Source organism: Burkholderia sp. SRS-25, assembly GCF_004343765.1.
Taxonomy (GTDB): Bacteria; Pseudomonadota; Gammaproteobacteria; order Burkholderiales; family Burkholderiaceae; genus Burkholderia; species Burkholderia contaminans.
In genome coordinates, this window is sequence record NZ_PTXM01000025.1 from 111,428 (window position 1) to 132,201 (window position 20,774).

A 20,774-nucleotide genomic window follows, 5' to 3' on the forward strand; every position below is an offset into this window, starting at 1 on the left:
CCGGGGAAGAATCAGGGCCGCACTTGCAGCCAGAATGTCACGGGGCCGTCGTTGACGAGCGACACCTGCATGTCGGCGCCGAACTCGCCCGTCTCGACGACCGGATGGCGCGCACGCGCGGCCGCGACGAAATAGTCGAACAGCCGCGCGCCTTCGTCGGGCGGCGCGGCCGGCGTGAAGCTCGGACGCAGCCCGCTATTGGTATCGGCCGCCAGCGTGAACTGCGACACGAGCAGCAGGCCGCCTGCGCGGCCCTCGCCGTCGATATTCGACACCGGCAGGTTCATCTTGCCGGCGGCGTCGCTGAACACGCGGTAGCCGAGCATCTTCGCGAGCAGCTTGTCGGCCGCTGCGTCGGTGTCGCCGCGCTCCGCACAGACCAGCGCGAGCAGGCCCGCGCCGATCTCGCCGGTCGTGCGGTCGCCGACGCGCACGTCGGCGCGCTTCACGCGCTGGATCAGCGCGATCATGCCGTCAGCGTGACGCGTGCGAAGCGGCGCTTGCCGACCTGCACGACGAACTCGCCGGCTTCGACCTTCAGGCCCTTGTCCGACACGGTCGCGCCGTCGATCTTCACGCCGCCCTGCTCGATGTTGCGCAGTGCCTCGCTCGTCGACGGCACGAGGCCGGCCTGCTTCAGCAACTGGCCGATCGCGAGCGGCGCGCCCGCGAGCGTGACCGACGGGATGTCGTCCGGCACGCCACCCTTCGCGCGGTGGTTGAAGTCCTCGAGCGCACGCTCGGCGTCGGCCTGCGAGTGGAAGCGCGCGACGATTTCCTGCGCGAGCAGCACCTTGAAGTCGCGCGGGTTGCGGCCGCCTTCGATCTCGCGCTTGAAGCCGGCGATCTCGTCCATCGGGCGGAACGACAGCAGCTCGAAGTAACGCCACATCAGCGTGTCCGAGATGCTCATCAGCTTGCCGAACATGTCGTTCGGCTGCTCGCTGATGCCGACGTAGTTGCCCTTCGACTTCGACATCTTCTCGACGCCGTCGAGGCCCTCGAGCAGCGGCATCGTGAGAATGCACTGCTGTTCCTGGCCATACTGCTTCTGCAGTTCGCGCCCGACCAGCAGGTTGAACTTCTGATCGGTGCCGCCAAGCTCGAGGTCGGCGTTCAGCGCGACCGAGTCGTAGCCCTGCATCAGCGGATACAGGAATTCGTGGATCGAGATCGGCACGCCGCCCTGGAAGCGCTTCGTGAAATCCTCGCGCTCGAGGATCCGCGCGACCGTGTAGCGCGACGCGAGCTTGATCATCCCGTCCGCGCCGAGCGGCATCGACCATTCGCTGTTGTAGCGGATTTCGGTCTTGTCGCGGTCGAGCACGAGCGCGGCCTGCTCGAAGTAGGTCTTCGCGTTCGATTCGATCTGTTCGCGCGTGAGCGGCGGGCGCGTCGCGTTGCGGCCCGACGGATCGCCGATCAGCGACGTGAAATCGCCGATCAGGAAGATGACCGTGTGGCCGAGATCCTGCAGCTGACGCATCTTGTTCAGCACGACCGTATGGCCGATATGGATGTCAGGCGCGGTCGGGTCGAGGCCGAGCTTGATGCGAAGCGGCGTGCCCGTGGCCGCGCTGCGCGCGAGCTTCTGCGCGAACTCTTCCTCGACCAGCAGCTCGTCGACGCCGCGCTTCGTGACGGCGAGCGCATGCCGGACTTCGTCGGTGATCGGGAAAACAGGCTTGGAACTGGGTTCGGTGCTCATCGGTGCCAGGAAGAATGTCGCAAAAGCAGGGATTTTCCCATAACTTGCGCGCGCATCGCTTAACGGCGCGTCATGTTGCGCGGATAATCGGGCGCAAGGCGCGCGGCACCGGCCCGCGCCGCACGATTCAGGAGAACCCCACGTGCCGCAACGACAGCCGCCAAACGCCCATCCGGCCGACGGCATCTACTTCGGGCTGATGTCGGGAACCAGCATGGACGGCGTCGACGGCGTCGCCGCGCGTTTCGAGTCCGGCAAGCCGCCGGTCGTGCTCGCGGAAGCGTTCGTCGGCTTCGCGCAATCGCTGCGTGACGCGCTGTTCGCGCTGCAGCAGCCCGGTGACGACGAGATCGACCGCGAAGCGCGCGCGGCGAACGCGCTGGTCGCGCGCTATGCGGTTTGCTGCCACGAGTTGCAGCGCACGGCCGGGCTGTCGCGCGACGAGATCCGCGCGATCGGCGTGCACGGCCAGACCGTGCGCCATCGCCCCGAGCGCGGCTATACGCGGCAGATCAACAACCCGGCCCTGCTCGCCGAACTGACCCAGGTCGACGTGATCGCCGATTTCCGCAGCCGCGATGTCGCCGCAGGCGGCCACGGCGCGCCGCTCGCACCGGCCTTCCATGCGACGGTATTCGGCGCGCCGGGCGAGACGCGCGTCGTCTGCAATCTCGGCGGGATCAGCAACATCACGATCCTGCCCGGCGAAGGTGGCGACGTGCGCGGCTTCGACTGCGGCCCCGCGAATGCGCTGCTCGACGAATGGGCGACCCGCCATCTCGGCAAGCCGTACGACGACGGCGGCAAGTTCGCCGCGCGCGGCACCGTCCACGCGCCGCTGCTCGACGCGCTGCTCGACGAGCCGTATTTCACTGCGCCGCCGCCGAAAAGCACCGGGCGCGACCTGTTCAATCCGGCGTGGCTCGACGCGAAGCTCGCCGCGTTCGCACACGTCGCGCCGCAGGACGTCCAGGCGACCCTCACCGCGCTCACCGCCGAGTCGGTCGCGCGCGAGATCGCGCAACACGCAGCGGGCTGCAAGGCCGTGTTCGTCTGCGGGGGCGGCGCACGCAATCCGGTGCTGCTCGACGCACTCCGGCACGCGCTGCACGAGGCCGGCGTGCCGGCCACGGTCGATACGACGGCCGCGCTCGGCGTGCCGCCTCAGCAGGTCGAGGCGCTCGCGTTCGCCTGGCTTGCGTACCGCTTCACCGCGCGCCAGCCCGGCAATCTCGCGACGGTCACCGGTGCAGCCGGCAATCGCGTGCTGGGTGCGCTCTATCCGCGCTGACGCGACACCTGTCGCGCAGCGCGCGCCGCATCGCCATCGCGCACGGACATAAAAAAACGGGGCATGAAGCCCCGTTTTTCATTCCGGCGAACCGGACACGATCGATCGTGCGCTCAGACCGAGAACGACGAGCCGCACCCGCAGGTGGTGCTCGCGTTCGGGTTCTTGATCACGAACTGGGCGCCGTTGAGGTCGTCCTTGTAGTCGATCTCGGCGCCGACCAGGTACTGGTAGCTCATCGAGTCGATCAGGAGCTGGACGCCGTTCTTGTTCATCACGGTGTCGTCCTCGTTGACTTCCTCGTCGAACGTGAAGCCATACTGGAAGCCGGAGCAGCCGCCGCCCTGCACGAACACGCGCAGCTTCAGGTCGGGATTGCCCTCTTCGTCGATCAGTTGCTTGACCTTGTCGGCCGCGGCGTCGGTGAAGACGAACGGAACCGGCATTTCGGCCGTCGTTGCTGCGGATTCGGTAACAGCGTTCATTGCGAACTCTCCAAAAAGCTTTAGCCGCTATTGTAGGGCCGATCAGAAGATCGTGCTGAAGTCCATGAAATCAATAGGTTCTTGTCGATTTCATCAAACACGCCCGCGCGGGCCGCGGCAGCACGCGCCTGGAAGCGGCCATAAAAAAACCGCCAGCGCGAAAGCTGGCGGTTTTTCGGGCAGACGCCGCCCGGGAGCGGCGAAGCCATGAAGCGGAATTAACGCTTCGAGAACTGCTTGGCGCGGCGTGCCTTGCGCAGACCGACCTTCTTACGCTCGACTTCACGTGCATCGCGCGTGACGAAGCCTGCGTTCGACAGCGACGGCTTCAGCGTCGCATCGTAGTCGATCAGTGCACGGGTGATGCCGTGGCGCACTGCACCTGCCTGACCCGTTTCACCGCCGCCGTTGACGTTGACCTTGATGTCGAACGTCTGGCCGTGGTTCGTGAGTTCCAGCGGTTGACGCACGATCATCAGCGACGTTTCGCGCGAGAAGTAGTCAGCGATGGGCTTGCCGTTGACGATGATGTCGCCCTTGCCAGCCTTGATGAAGACACGTGCGACTGCGCTCTTGCGGCGGCCCGTACCGTAGTTCCAGTTACCGATCATGTGGGCTCCCCTTAGATCTCGAGCGCCTTCGGCTGTTGCGCCGAATGCGGATGCGTAGCTTCAGCGTAGACCTTCAGCTTCTTGATCATCGCGTAGCCGAGCGGGCCCTTCGGCAGCATGCCCTTGACCGCCTTCTCGAGCGCGCGGCCCGGGAAGCGTTCTTGCATCTTGCCGAACGTCGTTTCATAGATACCGCCCGGGTAACCCGAGTGACGGTAGTACTTCTTGTCCAGAGTCTTGTTGCCCGTGACCTTCAACTTGCTTGCGTTGATGATGATGATGAAATCACCAGTGTCGACGTGCGGGGTGAACTCAGGCTTGTGCTTGCCGCGCAGACGGCGTGCCACTTCGCTGGCAACACGGCCGAGAACCTTATCCGTCGCGTCAATCACGTACCATTCACGCGTCACCTCATGGGCTTTTGCGGAAAACGTCTTCATGATCGATCCAAAAAAATTGCTTAGCCCGATGTGTTCTTCCTGCTTGTCTGTGTGCGCTTCGAGGCGCGGTGCAGGCTCTCCCTGTTCTTTTTCCGTGGGCATGAATGCGGAAAAGCCCTGAATTATAAAGGAAATACGACAAGGCGGTCAAAGGGAATCCACTTCCCGTGTCCATGGCGGCCGAAATGGGCCAAAATCCGTTCGTGCCCCGACAAGCCAGGCGAACCGAGCGCCCGCGGAGGCACCCATCGACGCGCGGCACATGACCATCCCGCGCCAGACCGGCCGAATCTGGAAAACAACAAACAAGCATGATGAATCAACGACTTACGCCCTTCCTTGCAGCCGCACTGCTGGCCGCCGCGGCGCCCGCAGTCGCCGCCCGCACCGACTGCGAAGCCAAGCTCGACGCACTCGATACACGCATTACCGAAGCCCGTGCCGCCCATGCCGAGGATCGCGTCGCCCGCCTGCGCGCGGTGCGCGAACGCGTCCGCCACTTCTGCGCACGTGGGCACGGCCATGCGTCGGCCGTCCACGCGCCGGCACCCGACGCACGCTTGCCCGGCACGGCGCCCGGCCCGACTGCGCAGCCGGCCGCCAAGCAACCGGCGTAACGCTGCCGGGGCGCGCAAGCCGCACGCCGATGTTTGCATGGGACGAAAAAAAGCCCGAACGGCTGGTTCGGGCTTAATCCACCATAGGAGGAGGGTGGAGGAGACATTCGGAGGTTGCCGCAGCGCGACAACCAATGATGCTGATTATACGAACGCGTCACCGACTTCACAAGAAAATTTGCATTGCGAAATCAAACACCATAATGCGGAATTATTCGCGTCGCGTTTGAAAAATTCACATTCCCCTTTAAAATCAAACACTTGATCGAGAATGGCGGGGTCAAAATTCGCCTCCCACTAGAGCAAAACCCCTAAATGCGACGGGGAATTGGCCGTCCGGCGCGCCGCTCGCGCCGTTCCGGCATTGCACGTCGTGCAGCGCATCAGCCGTCCGTTGCGCAGCGGGCTACAATGCCGGATCGAATCCGAATCAGGCAACGCTGGAGTGCAAGCATGGAATGCAAAGTAAGCTGGATGGGCCAGGACGGCATGGCGTTTTCCGCCGAGACCGGCAGCGGCCACCTCGTCACGATGGATGGCGCGCCCGAAGGCGGCGGCCACAACCTCGCGCCGCGCCCGATGGAAATGGTGCTGCTCGGCACCGGCGGCTGCACGGCCTATGACGTCGTGCTGATCCTGAAGAAGAGCCGCCAGGAAGTCAGCGGCTGCTCGGTCACGCTGAAGGCCGAACGCGCGAGCGAAGATCCGAAGGTGTTCACGAAGGTGCACTTCCACTTCACCGTCACGGGTCGCAACCTGAACCCGTCCACGGTTGAACGCGCGATCAACCTGTCGCACGACAAGTATTGCTCCGCGTCGATCATGATCGCGAAGACGGCCGAACTCACGCATTCGTTCGACATCGTCGCCGGTTGAACCCACGGCGAGCGTGCATGAAAAAAGGGCCGGCGCTCCGTGGGGAGACGCCGGCCCTTTCGCATTCGAACGGCAAAGCAGGCCGATAAGCCGGATTCTGTGCACGCTGCGCGCCGAAGCACGCAACGCGTGGCAGCCATTCCTCTAGGCGCGTCATTGCTGACGCGCTCAAGCTTCCTACCCGCAGACGAGACGGGGGCCCCGTCCTGCATCCGAAAATGCGCGCCTGCCTACTTGGAATTGCTCCGGGTGGAGGTTACCGTGCCGGCGAACGTCGCCGTCGCCGCGGTGCGCTCTTACCGCACCGTTTCACCCTTACCTGATCCCGGCTTGCGCCGGGCCATCGGCGGTTTGCTTTCTGTTGCCCTGTTCCGCGTGTCGCCACGGATGGCCGTTAGCCATCACCCTGCCCTGTGGAGTCCGGACTTTCCTCGCCCCCGCGCGCCCGAAGGCGGCGAGGCCGCGACTGCCTGGCCTGCTTTGCGACGCGCATTCTAGCACTGCGCGCCGCGGGCCGCATGGAGTCGGGCTCACGCGGCGGCGCTATAAGGTCACGCCAGTTTCCAGCCGATCGTCTCGCCGCCTCGCAGCGGCACGACGGGCGTATCGCCCGCGAAGATCTCGCGCGGCAGTTCCCATGCCTCGCGACGCAGCGTAACCGTCTCGGCGCTGCGCGGCAGCCCGTAGAAATCGGCGCCGAAGAAGCTCGCGAAGCCTTCCAGCTTGTCGAGCGCGCCGGCATGATCGAACGCTTCCGCATACAGTTCGAGCGCGTGCAGCGCCGTGTAGCAGCCCGCGCAGCCGCACGCGGTTTCCTTCGCGTCGCGCGCATGCGGTGCGCTGTCGGTGCCCAGGAAGAAGCGCGGGTTGCCCGACGTCGCGGCCTCGACCAGTGCGACGCGATGCGTCTCGCGCTTCAGCACCGGCAGGCAGTAGTAGTGCGGGCGAATCCCGCCGACGAACAGCGCGTTGCGGTTGTAGAGCAGGTGATGCGCGGTGATCGTCGCGCCGAGCAGGCCGGGCGCCGCGTCCGCGTCGCGCACGTAGTCGGCCGCGTCCTTCGTCGTGATGTGTTCGAACACCACCTTCAGGCCCGGGAAATCGCGGCGCAGCGGCGTCATCACGCGGTCGATGAAGACCTTCTCGCGGTCGAACAGGTCGATCGACGCATCGGTCACCTCGCCGTGCACGAGCAGCGGCATGCCGGTTTCCTGCATCGCCTCAAGCGTCTTCGCGCATTTCGCGAGATCGGTGACGCCGTGGTCGGAATTCGTCGTCGCGCCTGCCGGATACAGCTTCACGCCGTGCACGAAGCCGCTTTCGCGCGCGCGGCGAATCTCGTCGGGCGGCGTGTTGTCGGTCAGGTACAGCGTCATCAGCGGTTCGAACGTCATCCCGGCCGGCAGCGCGGCGAGGATGCGCTCGCGATAGGCCTGCGCCTGCGCGGTGGTCGTCACCGGCGGCTTCAGGTTCGGCATGACGATGGCGCGGCCGAACTGGCGCGCGGTGTGCGGCAGCACGGCGGCGAGCATGTCGCCGTCGCGCAGATGCAGGTGCCAGTCGTCGGGACGGGCGAGCGAGAGCGTCGCCGGGGAGGAAGCGTTCGAGGCAGTCATAGGAGGCGTCGTGAGGAACGGGCTGGCCATCGGCGGGGCCGGAACGCGCGTGCGCGGGCCGACTGACGGCAAACCGCAACACGGGGCCTTCGGCCGGCGGAATCCGCTTTTTACCGCTCAGGGCTCGGTGATATGCTAGAAGCCGCATTGTACCGGGGTTCGCCCGGTTCGTTACCCCCCGCCTCAGCCTGCTGCCCCAAGTAAAATGTGCCAACTCTTAGGAATGAACTGCGCCGCGCCGACGGACGTCACATTCTCCTTCACAGGTTTCGCGGCCCGGGGCGGCCTCACCGATCACCATGCCGACGGCTGGGGCATCGCGTTCTTCGAGGATAAAGCCTGCCGCCTGTTCATCGATCACCAGGCCTCGGCCACGTCGCCGATCGCCGAAATGGTGAAGCGCTACCCGATCAAGTCCAAGAACACGATCGCGCACATCCGCAAGGCAACGCAAGGCCACATCCTGCTCGAGAACAGCCATCCGTTCATGCGCGAGCTGTGGGGCCGGCACTGGATCTTCGCGCACAACGGCGACCTGCAGGACTACGCACCGGACATGGAAGGCAGCGTCTACCATCCGGTCGGCACGACCGACAGCGAACAGGCGTTCTGCGTGCTGATGCAGGGGCTGCGCGAAGCGTTCCCCGGCGCGCAGCCGCCGTTGCCCGAACTGTTCGAGCGCGTCGGCGAGCTGACGCGCGGCATCACCGATCACGGCGTATTCAACTTCCTGATGTCGAACGGCCAGGCGCTGTTCGCGCATTGCTCGACGCGGCTGCACTACCTCGTGCGGCGCTGGCCGTTCTCGACCGCGCACCTCGTCGACGAGGACCTGTCGATCGATTTCGCGAAATACACGACGCCCGAGGATCGCGTCGCGGTGATCGCGACGCAGCCGCTCACCGACAATGAAGTCTGGACCGCGTTCGAGCCGGGCGAGCTGATCATGTTCCAGTGCGGCGACGTCGCCGCGCGGATGCAGATCCCGGTGCCGGAACGCGTGCTCGAGAAGCTGCGCAATCCGTCGCTCGATGCGTCGGCATCGGCGCCGCGCGACACGCGCGAGGTGCTCGCCACCGCCGCCGAAGTCGATTCCGACGACGCGATCGACTTCTGAGAGTCCGGCGCGCCAGCGCCCTCGTCCTTTCACCTTTTCGCCGCTGCACGGCACGTCGATGGCTCGCCGCGTCAAATCGCGGCGGCGGCTTCGTGCGCAAGCGACTCAGTAACGTTCACCGTCGCAACAAATCGCCCTCCCCTGCGCCGACTGCGTTTCATCCCGACCACAGTCCGGCATATCGAAGCGACGCCGCACAACACTTTTCGGTTTTGATTTATTTTCAACATAAAATAAATCAAGACCAAAATACGACGTCTGTTTTCAGATAATCCGGCAACCGCATTTTAACGCATCAATCCGGCGGAAAACGTGCGCCACCTCACCGAGTCGACAGTCGCTGATCGGCATCAATCAAATCCGCCAAGACCCCATGCGGCAAGGCTTTCAGTTCGATTCATCGCACAATCGAAAAATACCCGATGAAAACAGCACGATTGCCGCATTTGTTAGATTCCCGACAATCGATCAATCGCCCGATCAATAGACTCCGCCCATCCTCGGTGTAACGAATCGCGATTCGCGGAGAAACGGCCACGGCCGCCGCACACCCATTCACGCCATTCTCCACCGCGGATTGCGATTTCACCGCACCGCGGTGAAAACCACATCAAAACAAGAGAGAGGGGCTTGTCGTGAATCATTCATTTCGATCGATATGGAGCGAGACCAGCGGCTGCTGGGTCGCGGTTGCGGAAACGGCACGGGCGCGCGGCAAGCGCTCGGGCAGCGCGTCCGGCACGGGCCGCCGCGCCGCAAACGCGGCAACGCACCGGACCTCGCTTCACATCGTGGCATTCGGCGCGTTGCTGGCCGCGCTGTCGGCCGGCTCCGCACATGCATCGACCTGCGGCAGCGGCACGGCCGTCGCGAACGGCGGCACGTGCGCGCCCGGCAGTTTTAGCCCGACCGTCAACGACAACCTGGCAGGCTCCGCCACCGTCTCGGGCGGCGACACCGTCGGCGTGTCGGGCGCATGGACCGGCGCCGGCGGCGACCCGGGCTACACGCTCACGCCGATCGGCAGCACGACCATCGTGTCGGGCAACCCGACCCAGCCGCTGCTGTCGCTGGGCGGCAAGACGCACAGCGTCAGCACGCCCGACTCGATCACCGGTACTCACACGACCGTCGCCACCTACGACTCGTCCGCGTTCTCCGCGTCGACGGCCGGTGCGACCGAGGTGCCCGTCTACCATGACGTGAACGTCGATCAGTATGTGAACGCGCGCATCGGCACCGTCACCGCCACCGGCGGTACGCTCAACGTGTCGATCGGCAATGCGGCGAACGCGCCCGATGCAGCCGGCAACGCGATCTCGATGGCCGCGAAGGGAACCGACCTGACCTTCGCGGACGGCACGGGCGCCACGACCAGCACCGTCAACTGGAACTCGCGCAACCAGATCCGGTTCACCACCGGCGATTACGTGGCGGACGGCGGCGCCATCGGCAGCCGCCAGCTCGACGTGCCGGCTTACGCGGGCACCTTCACCGCATTCGACGGCAGTACGTGGAAGGTCACCGACGCCGCCTCGCTCGCCGCGTACAACGACTTTCTCGTGCGCTCGGTGCAAAGCGGCGCGCTCGGCTCGCAGGCCGCCTACGACAGTGCGCTCGGCCAGGCCGTCACGTTCTCGCAGCAAACCTTCCAGTATCAGAACAACGTGTCCCCGGGCGACAAGAACACGGTGCCGATCGGCTTCCTGTCGGCGATGCACGGCACGGGCGCGAACGCGACGCTGCACATCGGCACGGACGGCCAGATCGACTTTCGCGGCGTCAACACGATCGTCCCGAGCTCGGCCGTGCTCGCGGAAAACGGCGCGCACTTCATCAACGACGGGCGCCTGTCGGGCGACTTCACGCTGGTGCGCCTGCTGAGCGGCGCAAGCGGCGTCAACAACGGCGTGATCTCGTCCGGGTACGCGTCCGGCGACGGCTTCGACACGAGCGGCAGCACGCCGCCGAACAACTTCAACTTCCAGGCTTACACCGAAGGCAACGGCGTATTTGCGAACGGCACGGGCACGTCGTTCGTCAACAACGGCGTGATGAACGTCGGGGCATGGACGCTCGACGGCAACCAGCCGGACCTGCAGAACTACGCGGTCGCCGCGACAGGCGGCGCGACGGCATCGAACGCCGGCACGATCAACGTCGGCGTCAATGCGACGACGCTCGACAGCCAGGTGATCGGCGGCCTCGTCGACGGCGGCAGCTTCACGAACCAGGCCGGCGGCACGATCTACCTCGGCCGCGCGGCGCAGTACGCGCCCGGCGGAACGGCAAACGACGTCGCGCTCGCCGCGCACGCGTACGGCATCCTGCTCGGCAATTCCGGCACCGCGAGCAATCTCGGCACGATCGTGATCGGCTCGCAGACGCAGAACGGCGCCGCGATGGCGAGCATCGGCTCGGCGGCCGGCACGCTGAGCAACGCGGGCGCGATCGTCGTCAACGGCGCGGCGTCCGGCACGCCGCTCGCCAACGTCGGCATGCTCGCGGCCAACACGGCCGCGGCCGTGACCAACACCGGCACCATCACGCTGAATGGCGTCAACGGCATCGGCATCATGGTCGTCGGCACCGGCACGACTGCGACGGCGGCGACCTCGACCGGTACGATCAACGTGGCCGGCGGCCTCGATCCCGCATCGGGCACCCGCAACTACGGCGTATGGGCCGAGGGGCCGCTCGCGAAAGCGACGCTCGACGGCGCGCTCAACCTGACGGGCACCGGCGCGATCGGCGCGCACGCGCGTTCGGGTGCGACGATCGACGTCGGTGCCAATGCCGTGCCCGCCTTCATGTCGGGCACCAACCAGATCGGCTTCTACGCGTATGGCGCGGGCTCGAAGATCAACGTCGCCGCGCAACACCTCAGCGTCGACACCGACGATTCGACGCTGTTCCGCGTTGCGGGCGGCGCAGCCTACACGGGCGCGTCGACGGCCGGCACGCTGACGACCGACGTCAACGGCCAGCGCGCGCACGGCGTGCTCGCGACCGACGCCGGCACCGTGCTGTCGACCGGCAACGCGATCTACAACGTCAACGGCGCGAACGGCATCGCGATCGCGGTCGAAGGCGGTGCGCAAGGCACGATCGACGCCGGTGCGACGATCAACCTGAACGCAGCCGGGGCAATCGCCGGTGTCGTCGACGGGCAGGCGCACGACCTCGCCGGTGCCAATGCCGGTGCACCGGTCGCGACGACGCTCACCAACGACGCCGCCGTCACGTCATCGACGGCCGGCGTGACGGGCTTCGTCGCGCAGAATCTCGGCACGCTCGCGAACCGCGACACGGTGCTGCTGACGGGTGCCGGTTCGACGGGCGTCGTGATCGGCGCACTCGGCACGGTGAACAACGCGTCGACGATCCGCGTATCCGACGGCACTGGCGCGCTCGTGCAGGGTGCGTCGGCGACGCTCGCCAACACGGGTTCGATCGAAGCCGACGACGGCATCGCGGGCGTGCACTTGACGGGGGCCGGCGCATCGGTCGCGCTGTCGGGCACCGGCACCGTGAGCGCGAACGGCAGCGCCGACGGCGTGCTGATCGACTCGACCGTCACGGGCGGCGGGCTCGCGGCCGGCGCGACGTCGATCGCGGTCGGCGGCTCGGGCAAGGGGATCGACAACCAGGGGACGAACGCGACGATCGCGCTGGCCGGCACGCAGATCGGCACGACCGGCAGCGGTGCCGACGGCCTGTCGTCGACGGGCGCCGGTGCACGCATCGCGGCCGATGCGGCGACCGTCGTCCGGACCACCGGCGACAACGCACGCGGCTTCGTCGTGTCGGGTGCGGATTCGACGCTGGCAGCCAACGGCACGACCGTCGCGACGACCGGCGCGGGCTCGGCCGCGATCGTGACCACCGGCGGCGCGACCGCACTGCTGTCGGGCGCGAAGATCACGACGGCCGGCGCGACCGCCGACGGCCTCATCGCGCAGAACGGCGGCCGCATCGGCGACACGGGCTCGACGATCGCCAGCGCCGCCGGCAACGGCGCCACCGCCGACAGCGGCGGCGTGCTCGCGTTGACCGGCACGACGCTCAAGGGCGCGACGGCCGGTGTGCTGACGTCCGATACGCTCGCAAACGGCGCGACGAGCTCGGTGCTCGTCGACGGCGGCAGCGTCACGTCCGCCACCGGGCCGGCTTTCGCCGCGCGCGGCGGCACGGCCGACATCGCCGTGCGCAACGGCACGGTCGTGACGGCCGGCAACGGCACGCTGCTCGACCTGTCGAACGGCAGCCACGCCAACTTCACCACATCGGCCGTGAACCTGGCCGGCGACATCGTCTCCGACGCATCGAGCACCGGCAACGTGTTCCTCGCGAACGGCACGACGCTGACCGGCAAGATCGATCCGGTCGCGCTGACCGTCGACAACACCAGCACGTGGCGCATGACGGGCAGCTCGGTGTTGAGCAGCCTGAACAACGCGGGCCTCGTCACATTTGCCGCACCGACCGGCTCGCCGACGCTCGCGGGCAGCTACAAGACGCTGACGACCGGCAGCTACGTCGGCAACGGCGGCACGATCGCGCTCAACACGTTCCTCGGCGCCGACGCGTCGCCGACCGACCGCGTGATCGTGAACGGCGGCGCCGCGAGCGGCACGACGGGCCTGAAGATCTCGAACACGGCCGGCACCGGTGCACAGACGAAGGGCGACGGGATTCCGGTGGTCGTCACGGCCAACGGCGGCACGACCACCGCATCGGCGTTCCAGCTCGCGGGCCCCGTGCAGGCCGGCGCGTACGAATACCGGCTCTATCGCGGCGGGCAAGGCGACGCGAACGGCTGGTACCTGCGCTCGCAACTCGATCCGTCGGACCCCGGCGACCCGATCCACCCGTCCGGCGGCGGTGACGGCGGCAACAACGGGAACGGCAACGGCGGCACGCTCGCGTATCGCCCTGGCGTGTCGGGTTATGCCCTCACGCCGCTGCTCAACGCCGATTACGGCTTCTCCACACTCGGCAAGCTGCACGAGCGCGTCGGCGACATCTACAACCTCGAGAAGCAGCAGCCCGGCAATCGCGACGGCGTGTGGGGGCGCATCGGCGGCCAGAGCCTCGACGCGAACGCGGGCCGCTTCACGGCCGACGAGCGCACGTTCTTCGCGCAGTTCGGCAAGGACTGGACGCTCGACCAGGCGCCGAACGGCGGCGGCAGCACGCATGCAGGCGTGACGGCCAGCATCGGCGTGTCGAACGCAAGCTTCAGCGACATGGCGCGCGCGGATACGGCCAACCTGTCGACGTCGACGGGCTCGGTCGAGATGCATGCGCAAAGCGTCGGCGGCTACTGGACCAGGTACCTGCCCGACGGCACGTACTTCGACAGCGTCGGGCAGGTCACGCACTACGGCAACCGCTATCGCGACAGCTACGGCAACGAGGCGTCGCAGAACGGCTTCGGCGTCGCGCTGTCGCAGGAAGTCGGCAAGCCGTTCGCGATCGGCGCGCTGCCGGTCGCGGTCGAGCCGCAGGCACAGCTGATGTACCAGTACCTGAAGCTGAACGGGTTCAACGACAACGTCTCGGCGGTATCGGGCACGACGACGAACGCGCTGCGCGGCCGCGTCGGCGTGCGCATCTTCCGGCCGAACCTCCAGTCGGATGCGGGCAGCGGCGCAGCCACGCCGTACTTCACGGCCGACATACTGCACGACTTCCTGTCGCCAGGGCAGACCGTCGTCGGCGGCACGCCGTTCGCGACGCATCTCGGCCGCACGTGGTACGAGCTCGGCGTCGGCGTGACCGCGAGCTTCGGCAAGTCGGGCGAGCTGTATGCGAACGCGAAGATCGCGCGCAACATCGGCGGCGACTACCGGCGCGGCATCGTCGGGCAGGTCGGCTACCGGTACAGCTGGTAACGGCGCTCGCCAGCGTAACGGCAGACGAAAAAAAACCGCCCGGCGCTCGACCGGGCGGTTTTCGTATCGGCGCACCTGCAGCGCCGACGAGCACGAACGCTCAGTGCAGGATTTTCGCGAGGAAGTCCTTCGCGCGTTCCGATTTCGGATTCGAGAAGAAATCGTCCTTGCGGTCGTCCTCGACGATCGCGCCCTTGTCCATGAAGATCACGCGATGCGCGACCTTCTTCGCGAAGCCCATCTCGTGCGTGACGACCATCATCGTCATCCCTTCCTGCGCGAGTTCGACCATCACGTCGAGCACTTCGTTGATCATCTCGGGGTCGAGCGCGGACGTCGGCTCGTCGAACAGCATCGCGATCGGATCCATCGACAGCGCGCGCGCGATCGCGACACGCTGCTGCTGGCCGCCCGACAACTGGCCCGGGAACTTGTGCGCATGCGCCTTCAGGCCGACGCGGTCGAGCAGCTTCATGCCCTTCTCGTTCGCCTCGTCCTTGCCGCGGCCGAGCACCTTGATCTGCGCGAGCGTCAGGTTCTCGGTGATCGACAGGTGCGGGAACAGCTCGAAATGCTGGAACACCATCCCGACCTTCGAGCGCAGCTTCGACAGGTTCGTCTTCTTGTCGCCGACCGACTGGCCGTTCACGAGGATCTCGCCCTGCTGGAACGGCTCGAGGCCGTTCACCGTCTTGATCAGCGTGGATTTACCCGATCCCGACGGGCCGCACACGACGACCACTTCGCCTTTCTTGACCTCGGTCGTGCAGTCGGTGAGAACCTGAAACTGGCCGTACCACTTCGAAACGTTCTTGATGGAAATCATCTTGTGACCTTTTTCTGGAGACCCTTGACGAGTGCAGACGCCAACGAGCAAATCACGAAATAGCATGCGCCGGCGAACAGGACCATCTCGACGGTCGTGCCGTCGCGATCGCCGACGTTCGCAGCCGTGCGGAAGAAGTCCGCGAGACTGATCACGTACACGAGCGACGTATCCTGGAACAGGACGATCGCCTGCGTGAGCAGCAGCGGCACCATCGCGCGGAACGCCTGCGGCAGGATCACGAGGCGCATCGCCTGCGCGTAGTTCATGCCGAGCGCGAACGCGGCGTTCACCTGCCCGCGCGGCACCGCCTGGATGCCGGCGCGGATGATCTCGGAATAATACGCGGCTTCGAACAGCGAGAACGCGACCATCGCCGATGCGAGACGGATGTCGATCGTCGGCGACAACCCGAGTACGCCCTGCAGCAGCTGCGGCACGATCAGGAAGAACCACAGCAGCACCATCACGAGCGGGATCGAGCGGAACACCGTCACGTACGCTTTCGCGAACCATGCGAGCGGCTTCACGCCCGACAGCCGCAGCAGCGCCAGCAGCGTGCCCCAGACGATCCCGACCACGATCGCGATCAGCGTGATCTTGAACGTGACGATCGCGCCCGTCCACAGCGTCGGCAGCGCGCCGGGAATACTACTCCAGTCGAACTGATGCATCACTTGCCTCCGATATAGCCGGGCAGCCGCGTACGGCCTTCGATCCAGCGCATGAACGCCATCACGACGAGGTTGATGATCACGTACGCGAGCGTCACCGCGATGAACGATTCATACGTCTGCGCGGTGTAGTCGACGAGCTGGCGCGCCTGCGCGGACAGGTCGAGCAGGCCGATCGTCGACGCGACGGCGGAGTTCTTGAAGATGTTCAGGAATTCCGACGTGAGAGGCGGCACGATGATGCGGTACGCAACGGGCAGCAGCACGTAGCGGTACGTCTGCCATTGCGTGAAGCCCATCGCGAGGCCGGCGGCGCGCTGGCCCTTCGGCAGCGCGTTGATCCCCGAGCGCACCTGTTCGCACACGCGCGCGCCCGTGAACAGGCCGAGACAGATGATCGACGCGGTGAAGAACTGCGTGGCGGGCGGCAACTGCTTGATCCAGGTGCCGATCGATGCGGGCAGCAGCTCCGGTATCACGAGATACCAGACGAAGAACTGCACGATCAGCGGAATGTTCCGGAAGATCGACACGTAGACGGTGCCGATCGCGGACAGCCATTTGTTCGGCACGGTGCGCAGCACGCCGAACAGCGAACCGACGATCAGCGCGATGACCCAGGCGACGAGCGACACTTCGATGGTCACCCAGAAGCCGGACATCAGCCATCCGAAATAAGTCGTCGGCTCGCCGGTCGACACGGGGCTCAGGAAGATGCCCCAGTTCCAGTGGTAAGACATGGGCAAGACTCCAGCAAAAAGAGACGGAAGAAGCGGGGCCTCTTCCGTCTCATTAGCGTCATTTCTGCATCAACGGCCCTGCGGTCAGTCGAGTGCCTTGTCGTTCGGGTTCGCGTACAGCTTCTTCATCGAATCGGACAGCGGGAAGTTCAGGTTCAGCCCCTTCGGCGGGATCGGGTTCTCGAACCACTTCGCGTAGATCTTCGCGGCTTCGCCCGACTTCTCGACTTGCGAGATCGCATCGTCGACGACCTTCTTGAAGTCCGCATCGCCCTTGCGCATCATGCAGCCATACGCTTCTTCCGATTGCGGCGTGCCGACGATCACCCACTCGCCCGGCTGCTTCGCCTTCGCGCGTTCGCCCGCGAGCAGCGCGTCATCCATCATGAACGCAGCCGCGCGGCCCGATTCCAGCGTATTGAACGAATCGCCGTGATCCTTCGCGCTGATGATGCTCATGCCGAGCTGCTTGTCGTTGTTCATCTTGCGCAGCAGGCGCTCCGACGTCGTGCCGGCGGTGGTCACGACCGTCTTGCCCTTCAGGTCCGCGAAATCCTTGACGCCCGAATCCTTCTTCGTCATCAGGCGCGTGCCGATCACGAAGATCGTGTCGGAGAACGCAGCCTGTTGCTGGCGCTCGAGGTTGTTGGTGGTCGAGCCGCACTCGATGTCGACCGTGCCGTTCTGCACGAGCGGGATGCGGTTCTGCGACGTGACCGGGATGTTCTTCACCTGCAGGTTCGGCAGGTTCAGCTTCTTCTTCACCGCGTCGACCACCTTCATCTGGAATTCGCGCGAATAGCCGACCACCTGCTGGTTCTGGTCGTAGTAGGAGAACGGAATCGACGATTCGCGATGCCCCAGCGCGATCACGCCCGTGTCCTTGATCTTCTTCAGCGTGCCCGTCTCCTGAGCATGCGCGCCGCTTGCGAACGCGCAAAGCGCCGCGAACATCAGGACTGCCTTTTGGTATTTCATTTTGGTCATCTCCTTGGCTAAAACCCGCGCCAGTGTATCAAAGTAATATTTTTGAAAGTACTGGTTGTTTACCGCACTACGAATCGCGCTGCGCGAAGCCTTCCTCCCGGCTTCGGGCGCCCCTTCCGGCGCCTGAATGCGCGCGCGGGCGATGCCGGATTCGGCACCGCCCGCGAGGGTTCATGCACGCAACCGGATGGATTGCGTCATGGATTGATCGTAGTCAACCGATCCGAAATCGGCAACCGCCGATCTAGGATCGCCCGATCAGGGGTACAGGCCGCGCATTTCGCGCGCCATCAGGATGCGCTTGCACGCAACGATGAACGCTGCGGTACGCACCGACACCTTGTGCTCTTCCGCGACCGCCCACACGCCGGAGAACGCTTCGCGCATCACGCGTTCGAGACGGTGGTTGATCTCGTCTTCCGTCCAGAAGAAGCTCGAGAAATCCTGCACCCATTCGAAATACGACACGGTCACGCCACCCGCGTTCGCGATCACGTCCGGGATCACCAGCACGCCGTTCGCGCTCAGGATGTCGTCCGCCGCCGTCGTCGTCGGGCCGTTCGCGCCTTCGACGATGATCTTCGTGCGGATCTTCCCTGCGTTCTTCTCGGTGATCTGGTTTTCCAGTGCCGCCGGGATCAGGATGTCGGTTTCGACGGTCCAGAACTCGTCATTCGGCATCGGCTCCGCGCCTTCGAAGCCCGCGACGCCGCCCGTGCGTGCGACGTGGTCGAGCAGCTTGCTCGAATCGAGACCGGCCGGCTGGTAGATCGTGCCCGTGTGATCCTGCACCGCGATCACCTTCGCACCCGCTTCCTGGAACAGCTTCGCCGCGATGCCGCCGACGTTGCCGAAGCCCTGCACCGCGATGCGTGCGCCTTCGATCTCGAGGCCCTTCTTCTTCGCCGCTTCGCTGCCGACGACGAACACGCCGCGGCCCGTTGCTTCCTTGCGGCCGAGCGAACCGCCGAGCGCGATCGGCTTGCCGGTCACGACGCCGGTCGACGTCTGGCCCTGGTTCATCGAGTACGTGTCCATCATCCACGCCATCACCTGTTCGTTGGTGTTGACGTCCGGCGCCGGAATGTCGGTGTTCGGGCCGATGATGATGCCGATTTCGCTGGTGTAGCGGCGCGTCACGCGCTCGAGCTCACCACGCGACAGCTTGCGCGGGTCGACGCGGATACCGCCCTTCGCGCCGCCGTACGGCACGTTCACGGCCGCGTTCTTGACCGACATCCATGCGGACAGTGCCATCACTTCCGACAGCGTCACGTCCTGGTGGTAACGCACACCGCCCTTGCCCGGGCCGCGCGACACGTTGTGCTGCACGCGATAGCCTTCGAAGTGCGCGACGGTGCCGTTGTCGAGCTCGATGGGGCAGTCGACGATCAGGATGCGCTTCGGGCGCTTCAGCGTTTCGAGCCAGCGCGACAGCGAGCCGAGGTACGGCGCGACGCGATCGACTTGCTGAAGGTAGTTGCCCCACGGGCCGAGATCGTCGGCGTGCAGGTAGGACGGGATGGACTGCAATTGCGAAGACATGGATGCTCCAACGGTCAACAGGTGCGCACATTGTCGAAAAACCCGTTTTTTTTATCCAATGCCGTTTGCTTATTCGATTATGCGTTTCTTGCATGATCGCGATTTTTCGCAAATCCGCGGTCGATTTGCGCAAGAACGCACGCGATCGATCGTGCATCGCGTGCGTAAAAAAATCGTGCTTCCTGGATGCGCGAGGGCCGCCGGACAGGCGCCGCAAGCCCGGCGACAGCCGGCCGACCAGCGCGGTCGCGGTTAACCGCCCACGGTTAACCCGCGGTTTCGCGCAGTTCGTCGCGCACGACGTCCCACAGCGCACGCACGAGTTTCTGCCGCGGATCGTCGCCCTGCAGTGCGAGCTTGTCGCAGTACAGCCGAATCTCCATCGTCAGCGTGAACGGGTGCGCGCCGCCACGCACCGACCTGTCGAGCCGGATCAGGCGCCCGCCCGCGACCGCATCCTCGACCGCACTGTGCGGCAGGAACGCGATGCCGTGGCCCGCGAGCGCCATCGCCTTCAGCCCTTCGGCCATGTCGGTTTCGTAGACGCGATCGAGGAACAGCGGTGTCGTCGCATTCGCGACGATGACCTCCGTCATCCGGCCGAGATACGCGTTCGGCGTATATGACAGGTACGGCACGCGCGCGTCGGCCGTGCCCGGCAGCGTGTAGCGCGGCCGCCCCGCGCGGCCCGGCGCCGAGAACGGGCTGATCGGCTCGCTGCCGAGGATCAGCATGTCGTAGCGCGCCGGGTCGAGCGCGACCGGATGGCTCGGGTGGTGGTAGCCCATCACGAGATCGCAGCCGCCCTCGACGAGCGACAGCACCGCGTCGTGCACGTTCAGCGCGCGCAGCCGCGTGTGGACCTGGCCCATCTTCGCCTCGATCCGCTGCAGCCAGCGCGGGAAATACGTGAGCGACAGCGTGTGCGGCACCGCGAACTCGATCGTCGGCACCGGCGCGCCGACGTGGCCGCGCAGCAGCGTGCGCGCCTCGTGCGCCTGCGACAGCATCGTCAGCGCCTGTTCGTAGAAGATCTGCCCGGCCTGCGTGAGCCGCGTCGGATAGACCGAACGATCGATCAGTTCGGTCGCGAGCCACGCCTCGAGCGCCTGGATGCGCCGCGAGAACGCCGGCTGCGACACGTGCCGCAGCTCGGCGGACCGGCTAAAGCTGCGCGTTTCAGCGAGCGAAACGAAGTCTTCGAGCCATTTCAGTTCCATGCAGGCGGGCGCGGCGGGCGGCGGTCGGGAAGAAGCCTGCATTCTACCGGCGGGCGGGCGCGGCCGGCGGCGCGGCGAGCGGCCCGGCGCCCCGCCGCGAACGGGCGCCGGCGCGGTATCCGCG

At 65.8% G+C, this 20,774-nt stretch carries 18 protein-coding genes and 1 other RNA gene; 5 read left to right on the forward strand and 14 right to left on the reverse strand.

Translation table 11 applies throughout. The features are described from left to right. Positions 1-11: 11 nt before the first annotated feature. A complete protein-coding gene (gene dtd / locus C5O79_RS31465; RefSeq protein ID WP_011350959.1) occupies positions 12-470 on the reverse strand; it encodes a D-aminoacyl-tRNA deacylase in 459 nt (152 codons plus the stop codon). Continuing rightward, positions 467-1,708 carry a tyrosine--tRNA ligase gene (tyrS, locus tag C5O79_RS31470; RefSeq protein WP_046544946.1) on the reverse strand — a complete coding sequence of 414 codons (1,242 nt, stop codon included), beginning with the start codon at positions 1,706-1,708 and terminating at the stop codon, positions 467-469. The genes dtd and tyrS overlap by 4 nt, the downstream gene beginning before the upstream one ends. 142 nt (positions 1,709-1,850) lie before the next feature. Between tyrS and C5O79_RS31475 the strand changes: the two genes are divergently transcribed. Beyond that, on the forward strand, positions 1,851-2,999 hold the full coding sequence (locus C5O79_RS31475) for an anhydro-N-acetylmuramic acid kinase (RefSeq protein WP_122473573.1): 1,149 nt from the start codon (positions 1,851-1,853) through the stop codon (positions 2,997-2,999). Between the two features lie 113 nt (positions 3,000-3,112). Here the strand turns inward: C5O79_RS31475 and erpA are convergent, their stop codons facing one another. The 4 genes from erpA to rplM are packed head-to-tail and all read right to left on the reverse strand — an operon-like array spanning position 3,113 to position 4,535. After that, positions 3,113-3,484 carry an iron-sulfur cluster insertion protein ErpA gene (erpA, locus tag C5O79_RS31480; protein ID WP_011350956.1) on the reverse strand — a complete coding sequence of 124 codons (372 nt, stop codon included), beginning with the start codon at positions 3,482-3,484 and terminating at the stop codon, positions 3,113-3,115. Positions 3,485-3,504: 20 nt separating this feature from the next. Further along, complete coding sequence (locus C5O79_RS38275) at positions 3,505-3,693, reverse strand: hypothetical protein (RefSeq protein WP_163008948.1); 189 nt, start codon at positions 3,691-3,693, stop codon at positions 3,505-3,507. A 9-nt stretch (positions 3,694-3,702) separates the two neighbouring features. Further along, complete coding sequence (rpsI, locus tag C5O79_RS31485; protein WP_011883283.1) at positions 3,703-4,095, reverse strand: 30S ribosomal protein S9; 393 nt, start codon at positions 4,093-4,095, stop codon at positions 3,703-3,705. An 11-nt stretch (positions 4,096-4,106) separates the two neighbouring features. Next, a complete protein-coding gene (rplM, locus tag C5O79_RS31490; RefSeq protein ID WP_009687896.1) occupies positions 4,107-4,535 on the reverse strand; it encodes a 50S ribosomal protein L13 in 429 nt (142 codons plus the stop codon). A 311-nt stretch (positions 4,536-4,846) separates the two neighbouring features. Between rplM and C5O79_RS31495 the strand changes: the two genes are divergently transcribed. Continuing rightward, positions 4,847-5,152: a DUF1090 family protein gene (locus C5O79_RS31495; RefSeq protein ID WP_047851615.1), complete on the forward strand. Its 306-nt coding sequence runs from the start codon at positions 4,847-4,849 to the stop codon at positions 5,150-5,152. A 411-nt stretch (positions 5,153-5,563) separates the two neighbouring features. Further along, positions 5,564-6,028: an OsmC family protein gene (locus tag C5O79_RS31500; RefSeq protein WP_172625585.1), complete on the forward strand. Its 465-nt coding sequence runs from the start codon at positions 5,564-5,566 to the stop codon at positions 6,026-6,028. A 70-nt stretch (positions 6,029-6,098) separates the two neighbouring features. On the opposite strand, the gene rnpB is transcribed toward C5O79_RS31500, so the two are convergent. Then, an RNA gene (gene rnpB / locus C5O79_RS31505) (RNase P RNA component class A) lies at positions 6,099-6,510 on the reverse strand. 69 nt (positions 6,511-6,579) lie between these two features. Next, complete coding sequence (gene pyrC, locus C5O79_RS31510) at positions 6,580-7,644, reverse strand: dihydroorotase (RefSeq protein ID WP_027788369.1); 1,065 nt, start codon at positions 7,642-7,644, stop codon at positions 6,580-6,582. A gap of 205 nt (positions 7,645-7,849) precedes the next feature. Between pyrC and C5O79_RS31515 the strand changes: the two genes are divergently transcribed. Together C5O79_RS31515 and C5O79_RS31520 are read left to right on the forward strand one after the other, a co-directional pair. After that, positions 7,850-8,761 carry a class II glutamine amidotransferase gene (locus C5O79_RS31515; RefSeq protein ID WP_046544942.1) on the forward strand — a complete coding sequence of 304 codons (912 nt, stop codon included), beginning with the start codon at positions 7,850-7,852 and terminating at the stop codon, positions 8,759-8,761. Between the two features lie 635 nt (positions 8,762-9,396). Next, entirely contained in the window at positions 9,397-14,658 is a 5,262-nt protein-coding gene (locus tag C5O79_RS31520; RefSeq protein WP_122473572.1) for an autotransporter outer membrane beta-barrel domain-containing protein, read from the forward strand. Positions 14,659-14,758: 100 nt separating this feature from the next. Here C5O79_RS31520 and C5O79_RS31525 read toward each other — a convergent pair whose 3' ends face one another. From C5O79_RS31525 to C5O79_RS31550, 6 genes are all read right to left on the reverse strand, one after another. Then, entirely contained in the window at positions 14,759-15,484 is a 726-nt protein-coding gene (locus tag C5O79_RS31525) for an amino acid ABC transporter ATP-binding protein (protein WP_046544940.1), read from the reverse strand. Continuing rightward, positions 15,481-16,158 carry a glutamate/aspartate ABC transporter permease GltK gene (gltK, locus tag C5O79_RS31530; RefSeq protein ID WP_039361469.1) on the reverse strand — a complete coding sequence of 226 codons (678 nt, stop codon included), beginning with the start codon at positions 16,156-16,158 and terminating at the stop codon, positions 15,481-15,483. The genes C5O79_RS31525 and gltK overlap by 4 nt, the downstream gene beginning before the upstream one ends. After that, positions 16,158-16,898, reverse strand: coding sequence for an amino acid ABC transporter permease (locus C5O79_RS31535; RefSeq protein ID WP_039361471.1), 741 nt, complete (start codon positions 16,896-16,898; stop codon positions 16,158-16,160). Before C5O79_RS31535 ends, gltK begins: the two co-directional genes overlap by 1 nt. A gap of 84 nt (positions 16,899-16,982) precedes the next feature. After that, a complete protein-coding gene (locus C5O79_RS31540) occupies positions 16,983-17,876 on the reverse strand; it encodes a glutamate/aspartate ABC transporter substrate-binding protein (protein ID WP_046544938.1) in 894 nt (297 codons plus the stop codon). A 267-nt stretch (positions 17,877-18,143) separates the two neighbouring features. Further along, positions 18,144-19,430: a Glu/Leu/Phe/Val dehydrogenase gene (locus C5O79_RS31545; protein ID WP_046544937.1), complete on the reverse strand. Its 1,287-nt coding sequence runs from the start codon at positions 19,428-19,430 to the stop codon at positions 18,144-18,146. Positions 19,431-19,696: 266 nt separating this feature from the next. Further along, positions 19,697-20,650 (reverse strand): LysR substrate-binding domain-containing protein, encoded by a 954-nt coding sequence (locus C5O79_RS31550; protein ID WP_046544936.1) that lies wholly within the window; start codon positions 20,648-20,650, stop codon positions 19,697-19,699. Between the last annotated feature and the right edge of the window lie 124 nt (positions 20,651-20,774).

Excerpts from the sequence above, each read along its gene's own strand:
- dtd (WP_011350959.1), bottom strand. The coding sequence starts at position 470 with ATGATCGCGCTGATCCAGCGCGTGAAGCGCGCCGACGTGCGCGTCGGC.
- rpsI (WP_011883283.1), bottom strand. The coding sequence starts at position 4,095 with ATGATCGGTAACTGGAACTACGGTACGGGCCGCCGCAAGAGCGCAGTC.
- C5O79_RS31545 (WP_046544937.1), bottom strand. The coding sequence starts at position 19,430 with ATGTCTTCGCAATTGCAGTCCATCCCGTCCTACCTGCACGCCGACGAT.
- C5O79_RS31535 (WP_039361471.1), bottom strand. The coding sequence starts at position 16,898 with ATGTCTTACCACTGGAACTGGGGCATCTTCCTGAGCCCCGTGTCGACC.
- rplM (WP_009687896.1), bottom strand. The coding sequence starts at position 4,535 with ATGAAGACGTTTTCCGCAAAAGCCCATGAGGTGACGCGTGAATGGTAC.
- C5O79_RS31550 (WP_046544936.1), bottom strand. The coding sequence starts at position 20,650 with ATGGAACTGAAATGGCTCGAAGACTTCGTTTCGCTCGCTGAAACGCGC.
- C5O79_RS31525 (WP_046544940.1), bottom strand. The coding sequence starts at position 15,484 with ATGATTTCCATCAAGAACGTTTCGAAGTGGTACGGCCAGTTTCAGGTT.
- C5O79_RS31515 (WP_046544942.1), top strand. The coding sequence starts at position 7,850 with ATGTGCCAACTCTTAGGAATGAACTGCGCCGCGCCGACGGACGTCACA.
- C5O79_RS38275 (WP_163008948.1), bottom strand. The coding sequence starts at position 3,693 with ATGGCTTCGCCGCTCCCGGGCGGCGTCTGCCCGAAAAACCGCCAGCTT.
- erpA (WP_011350956.1), bottom strand. The coding sequence starts at position 3,484 with ATGAACGCTGTTACCGAATCCGCAGCAACGACGGCCGAAATGCCGGTT.
- pyrC (WP_027788369.1), bottom strand. The coding sequence starts at position 7,644 with ATGACTGCCTCGAACGCTTCCTCCCCGGCGACGCTCTCGCTCGCCCGT.
- C5O79_RS31500 (WP_172625585.1), top strand. The coding sequence starts at position 5,564 with ATGCCGGATCGAATCCGAATCAGGCAACGCTGGAGTGCAAGCATGGAA.
- gltK (WP_039361469.1), bottom strand. The coding sequence starts at position 16,158 with ATGCATCAGTTCGACTGGAGTAGTATTCCCGGCGCGCTGCCGACGCTG.
- C5O79_RS31495 (WP_047851615.1), top strand. The coding sequence starts at position 4,847 with ATGATGAATCAACGACTTACGCCCTTCCTTGCAGCCGCACTGCTGGCC.
- C5O79_RS31540 (WP_046544938.1), bottom strand. The coding sequence starts at position 17,876 with ATGAAATACCAAAAGGCAGTCCTGATGTTCGCGGCGCTTTGCGCGTTC.
- tyrS (WP_046544946.1), bottom strand. The coding sequence starts at position 1,708 with ATGAGCACCGAACCCAGTTCCAAGCCTGTTTTCCCGATCACCGACGAA.